Source organism: Staphylococcus sp. HMSC061G12 (assembly GCF_001838465.1).
GTDB classification, from domain to species: Bacteria; Bacillota; Bacilli; order Staphylococcales; family Staphylococcaceae; genus Staphylococcus; species Staphylococcus simulans.
In genome coordinates, this window is sequence record NZ_KV837018.1 from 1 (window position 1) to 314 (window position 314).

At 28.7% G+C, this 314-nt stretch carries 1 protein-coding gene; it reads right to left on the reverse strand.

The window, feature by feature from the left end:
* On the reverse strand, positions 1–314 hold a 314-nt coding region (locus tag HMPREF2937_RS02035), incomplete at both ends, for a protein rep (RefSeq protein WP_180364611.1).

Here is a 314-nt window from a genome sequence, read left to right on the forward strand (position 1 = left end):
TGTTCTGTTTGATTTTTTGAACATGTACTTGTGTGATTTCATCAATTCCTGTCACATCTCTCCATAAATCCAACCATTCTTTTTGACTGATATATGACTTTGTATCTTTAAAATATGATTTATTAACAGCTATCAAAACATGAAAATGTGGATTATAATCATCTCGTTTTTGATTATAAGTAACCTCTAATTTTCTTACATAACCTTTAGCTATCGATTTGAACTTTTTACGATTGCTTAAGCGTCTGAAAGATTGATTATAATGTTTGATTTCAGATTCTAAATCATCTGATTTCACATTAGGAGTGGTTAGA